We start from the raw sequence: 5,291 nt of genomic DNA, 5'->3' as shown, positions 1-5,291 counted from the left end.
GGCATCGGCCTGCGGGCCAAACCCCTTCCCCAGCCGGCGCAAGAAGCCGGCAATGGCCACCGGCTGGAACTTGGGGTCCAGCACCCCGGCCTCGATGCGCGAGTAATCCATCAGGGTGTCGAGCATCTCGCGGCTGGCCGACAGCGCAGCGCGCGCGTGCTCGAGCACCACCGCCTGCTGGCTGTTGAGGCCCGAGCCGCGCAAGGTCTCCAGAAACAGGTTGAGCGCCTGCACCGGCTGGCGCAGGTCATGGCTGGCGCCGGCCAGAAAGCGGTTCTTGGCCCGCACCGCGTTCTGGGCCGAGCGGGCATGGTCGCTCAGGTGTTTCTTGTACGACGCAATGGCCCGGCCCAGCTGGTCGATCTCGTCGCCCCACTGCTGGGGCACGGCGTAGATGCCGCCAAACTCGTCATTGCTGACCTCGCGGCGCAGCGCCACCAGGCGGCGCGAGACCGAGGCATGCATGTAGATGCCCGCCATCGCCACGCACAGGATCAGCACGGCCACCAGCCAGTTCAGGTTGGTCTGCTGCGCGGCCACATCGCGCGAGAGCTGCACGCTGCGCTCATTGAGCTGGCGCCGCAGGTCGGCCGCAGCGCGGCTGGCCAGCAAGGACATGTCGGTGGCCAGCATCTGGTTCTCTGCCACCAGGTGGAAGACGGCGCGGTCATCGAGGCCATGCTGCGCGGGCTGAAAGATCGCCTGGCTCAGCTGCTGCACATTGGCGTTGAGCGCATTGCGCTTGGACTGCATCAGCGGGTCGATCGCGCCATCGAGCCGCGTCTGCGTCATCTCGCCGAGCAGCTTGTCGAGCCAGCCCATGCGGTCGGTCAGCTCCACCATGTTCAGCCGCCGCTCGCCGATGTCATTGGTGATGGCGACCAGGCGCGCATAGCTGCCGATCATCTCGCTTTGCTGCATCACGCGCGTGCTGGCAATGAGCTGCTCCATCTCCACGCTGGACAGCTGCTGCAGGGCCTGGTTGGTGCGGCGCAGGCCCTGCAAGGTCAAGGCAAACACCACGGCAATGCCCACGGCCAGAATCACCAGCATCAGCAAGATGCGCGAGGTCACCGACATCGGAAAGCTGCGCTTGTCCGGTGCGGCCTGCGCGGCAGGCGCTGCTGGTGGTGATGGGCTGTTTGCCATAGGGTCTGCCATCGCTCTCAGTTCTGCCAGCGCAGGTCTTCCAGCGCAAAGGTCGGGATCGGGCACTGGGACCACATGCCCACCAGGCCCTTGCGCATGAAGTTGCGCTCGGGCCGCACGACGATAAAGGCGTTGACCGCATCTTCGGCCAGCTGCCTTTGCGCCTGGCCCAGCCAGTCATCGAGCTCCTGGGGCGATGCGGAGGCGCGCAGCTTTTCCCAGATCTTCTTGAACACGCGGTTGTTGTACTGGAAGTAGTAGTCATCGCGCGCATAGATGCCGATGTCCATCGGCTCCACATGCATGATCAGGCTCAGGTCATAGTCCTTGCGCTTCATCACCTGGTCCAGCCAGGTGGGCCAGTCCATGCGGATGATCTCGACCTGCAGGCCAATGGCTTCGAGCTGTGCGGCCACGATCAGGCTGCCGTAGCGCCCGTAGTCGGTGGGCGGCACGGCCAGGCGCAGGCTGGGGCCCGGGGCCACCTGGGCCTGGGCGAGCAGGGCCTTGGCCTGGGCCGGGTCGTAGGGGTAGCGCTGTACCAGGTCGACATAGGCCCGGTGGTGGGGCGAGAAGTGGCTGCCAATGGGCAGCACCTCGATGGAGCCGCCATAGATGTCCTGGTAGCGGCTGCGGTCGAGCGCATGGTTGATGGCGCGCCGCACGCGGATATCGTTCAGCGGCGCGCGCGCATTGTTCATCGCGATCAGCAGCTTGCCTTCCACCCCGCGCTGGCCCATCACATAGTCGGTGCGCGCCATGAACGAGGCCGTCAGCCGCGTGACCGAGCTGAGCGCATCGATGCGGCCTTCGGCCAGCATGTTCTCGGTCTCCGCTGCGCTCGACATGAAGAGGAAATCGGCCATGCGGATGGCGGGCTTCTTGCTGTCCCACCACTGCTCGTTGCGCAGCAAGGTGATCGATTTGCCCTTGGTCCATTTTTCGACCTGGTAGGGGCCGGTGCCCACCGGCGCGCTGGCATTGCTCGCGGCGCTGTCGGGGTGCACCATCACCGCGCCGGGCATGGCCAGCGCATAGCTGAGCAGTGCGTCGGGCTCGCTCAGGCGGATGCGCAGCAGGTACTCGTCCACGGCCTCGACGGAGACGAGCTTGTCGAACCATTCGAGGTAGGCATTGGTGTTCTTCATCTGCAGCAGGCGCTGCAGGCTGAAGGCAGCCGTGGCGGCATTGAAGGGCTTGCCATCGTGGTAGCGCACTTGGCGGCGCAGCACCATATCGACCTGCTTGCCGTCCTGGCTCACGGTCCAGCTCTGCGCCAGGCGCGGCTTGATCTGGCCTTGCCCGTCGATGATGGTCAGGCCCTCGAACACATTGGCGTAGGTGATCTCGCTGGCGGTGGCCGCCGACGTGCTGGTGATGTCGAACGACGCGGGCTCCAGCGGTATGCCGATGCGCAGGCGCTCGGACGCGGCCTTGGCGGGGGCCAGGCCCACCAGGCAGCAGAGCAGCAAAACGGCCAATGCCCAGCGCATCCACTGGGGCTTGTCTTGGGGGCCTGTGTCCATCATGGCTTCCTCGTTGTGCACCTGCCTGGCATTGGGCCGGCAGGTGGCATGGCGCTGGCGCTTGGGCGGCGACAGCAACAGCTTTTTATTTGATGGCCGTGGCGGGCAGGATACCGTTGCGCTGCGCCACCAGCACCGCCTGGGTACGGGTATCGGCCCCCAGGTGCTTGAGGATGGACGCCACCTGGTTGCGGATCGTATGTTCGCTCAGCCCGAAATGCTTGGCAATGGCCTTGTTGCTAAAGCCCTTGGCCAGCATCTTGAGCACTTCATACTGGCGCAGCGGCAGCACCTCGGCGCTGGGCTTGGCAGCGGGCTCCAGGCTGCGGCCGCTGGCCTTGTGGATGTTGTGCTCCATGCCCAGGCTGCGCAGCAACCAGTGCTGCACCTGCGCGCAGATGGCCTCGGGCTCCAGCGCCTTGGAGATAAAGCCCGAGGCGCCCTGGCGCACCGCATCGCGCATCAGCTCGGGGTGGTCATGGCCCGAGAGCATCACCACATAGGCGCCAGGCCAGCGTTTGCGGATCTGGCCAATGCCTTCGAGCCCATCGCAGCCGGGCATGCTGATGTCGAGCATGACGAGGTTGACCCAGTGCTCTTGCGCCACCGCATCGGTGACCGAACCCGCTTCGTGGATATCGGCCTGCAGCATGTTGCTGCTCAGCAGCATCATGCGCAGGCCCTGGCGGAAGAGGGGATGGTCATCCACCAGCATGACCGATGGCAGGGGCAGTGTCATATCCGCAGGCTCCTTCTTGCGGCATGGGGGGCGCAGTTCTTCATGGCCCGTACCTTACATCTATTTACCGAAGCAACCAATAGTCCATATGAACTAGTGCGCCTCACCGCCGCTTTGATAGTTTCGGAGTATCTGCTCGTGTTGAAAAAAGTCCAATGATTTTTATGGATTTATTTGAAATTCAAGGCTCTGTTTTTCAGAGTGCTTGCGCCGCAAAACGGTCTCTAGGCTAGTACATCTGGTCTATTTACAATTACTTACCGCCAGCCGAACATGCCTTCCATGCGATGGCTGGCCGCCATGGGATGCCTGTCGTCGCTCCATCTGTTTTGCCCATGAACAGCACAACACCCAACTGTGAGGACGACATGAAACACAGCGCCATCTACCTCGCCGCAGCCCTGCTGACGGCAGCCGCTTCCAGCCACGCACAAGGCTGGCTCGGCGAATCGGTGCCCTGGCAGTTCCAGACCAGCGCCGACCGCGCCAACCGGGCTCTCGTCAATGACCTGGTCGAAAAGAAAAAAGGCGGCTACTACGACGCCTTTAAAAGCACCTACATCACCAATATCGAGCGCCAGGTGAACTGCAACTTCCAGCCCACCGCCGCCGGCAACAGCAGCTCGGCCGACCAGGCCAACCAGGTCGCCTCTCCGCAGACCAATGCATCGGCAGGCAACAGCGCATCGAGCACCGGCAGCGCCAGCGAAAGCAGCGACAACCTGGGCCGTGGTGGCGTGGCCAACAACAACCAGAGCAACAGCGGCGCCATCAGCAGTGGCGTGCAGGGCAGCCCATCGACGACCACGATGGCGCCGATCAACAGCGAAAACGCCCATGGCCAGCAGGACATGCAGGTCGCGCAGAACAACAGCGGCAACCAAAGCACCAACGTGAGCGGCAGCTCGGCCTGCCAGTTTGGCGCCAGCGGTGCCATCAACTAAAGCGCGGACGGAGGACACCATGCACGCCCTGAACCTTTCCCCCCTGTCCGCGCGCGGCCCGCTGCCCCGCCGCACGATGACCCTGTCGGCCCTGGCCGCCACCTTGCTGCTGAGCGGCTGCGCGCTGCCCACCTACCAGCAGGTACGTATGGCCGATGACGAAGCGCCCGTGATGCAAGGCCCTGGCCCGCGCCACAACGGCACCCCGCTGGACAACAGCTTTGCCTGCCTGTCGCACCGCATCGTCGAGCAGCGCAATGGCCGCGCCCCGCTGTCGATTGCCGTGGGCGACATCAAGGACTACACCGGCAAGTACTCCCAGGGCGATGGCAATGTCGTCACCCAGGGCGGATCGCTGATGGTCTATTCGGCGCTGGGCAAGCTCGGCGGCGCCATCGATGTGCGCGAGCGCTTTGACACCCGCGTGGCCGAGCTGGAGCTGGCCTACACCGACCGGCGCCAGCTGGGCGATGGCAACCAGCATGCACTGGCCGATGAGAAGGGCCAGCGCGCGGTGCCCTGGCTGCCGTACTACGGCGGCTCCATCCTGCGCTCGGACTACTACATCATCGGCGGCCTCACCGAGGTGAACTACAACATCCAGTCCGGCGGCATCGAAGCCCAGGTCAACCAGATCGGCCCGCGCTACCGCGTCTTCACGATGAACGTGGGCGCCGACCTGCGCATCGTCGAGACCAAGACCTTGCGCGTGGTGCGTGCCGTCAGCCTGCAAAAGCAGATCGTGGGCCGCGAGATTGGTGCGGGTATCTTCCGCTTCTTTGGCAGCAACCTGTTTGACATCAACGCCGGCAGCAAGGACCTGGAGCCCGTGCAACTGGGCGTGCGCACCACCTTGGAGCAAGGCGTGCTCGAGCTGATCAGCACGGTGACGCAGACCCCGGCCGGCCCTTGCATGGAAGGCGCCAAGACGGC

The 5,291-nt window shown here is 64.5% G+C and carries 5 protein-coding genes; 2 read left to right on the top strand and 3 right to left on the bottom strand.

Going from position 1 to position 5,291, the window contains the following annotated elements; genetic code table 11:
- The 3 genes from H928_RS32885 to H928_RS0114490 form a co-directional block, all read right to left on the bottom strand.
- Positions 1-1,149: HAMP domain-containing sensor histidine kinase (locus H928_RS32885; RefSeq protein WP_306729946.1), on the bottom strand; the 1,149-nt coding region annotated here is incomplete at its 3' end.
- 17 nt (positions 1,150-1,166) lie between these two features.
- Positions 1,167-2,675, bottom strand: a complete 1,509-nt coding sequence (locus H928_RS0114495; protein ID WP_158400541.1) for an ABC transporter substrate-binding protein — start codon at positions 2,673-2,675, stop codon at positions 1,167-1,169.
- 85 nt (positions 2,676-2,760) lie between these two features.
- A complete protein-coding gene (locus H928_RS0114490) occupies positions 2,761-3,414 on the bottom strand; it encodes a response regulator transcription factor (RefSeq protein ID WP_021027159.1) in 654 nt (217 codons plus the stop codon).
- 368 nt (positions 3,415-3,782) lie between these two features.
- Between H928_RS0114490 and H928_RS27925 the strand changes: the two genes are divergently transcribed.
- Both H928_RS27925 and H928_RS27920 read left to right on the top strand, forming a co-directional pair.
- The gene (locus H928_RS27925; protein WP_021027158.1) at positions 3,783-4,358 is read left to right on the top strand and encodes a hypothetical protein; all 576 of its coding nucleotides are present in this window, start codon (positions 3,783-3,785) and stop codon (positions 4,356-4,358) included.
- Positions 4,359-4,377: 19 nt separating this feature from the next.
- The coding region (locus H928_RS27920; protein WP_306729945.1) for a CsgG/HfaB family protein at positions 4,378-5,291 on the top strand (914 nt) is incomplete at its 3' end.

The organism is Comamonas sp. B-9 (assembly GCF_000410635.1).
GTDB lineage: Bacteria > Pseudomonadota > Gammaproteobacteria > Burkholderiales > Burkholderiaceae_C > Comamonas.
The sequence above is the reverse complement of the archived record's forward strand: the minus strand, read 5'-3'. Positions and strand labels throughout refer to the sequence as shown.

What these genes read in the sequence shown, in the direction of transcription:
- H928_RS0114495 (WP_158400541.1), bottom strand. Translation starts at nt 2,675, where the DNA reads ATGGACACAGGCCCCCAAGACAAGCCCCAGTGGATGCGCTGGGCATTG.
- H928_RS0114490 (WP_021027159.1), bottom strand. Translation starts at nt 3,414, where the DNA reads ATGACACTGCCCCTGCCATCGGTCATGCTGGTGGATGACCATCCCCTC.
- H928_RS27925 (WP_021027158.1), top strand. Translation starts at nt 3,783, where the DNA reads ATGAAACACAGCGCCATCTACCTCGCCGCAGCCCTGCTGACGGCAGCC.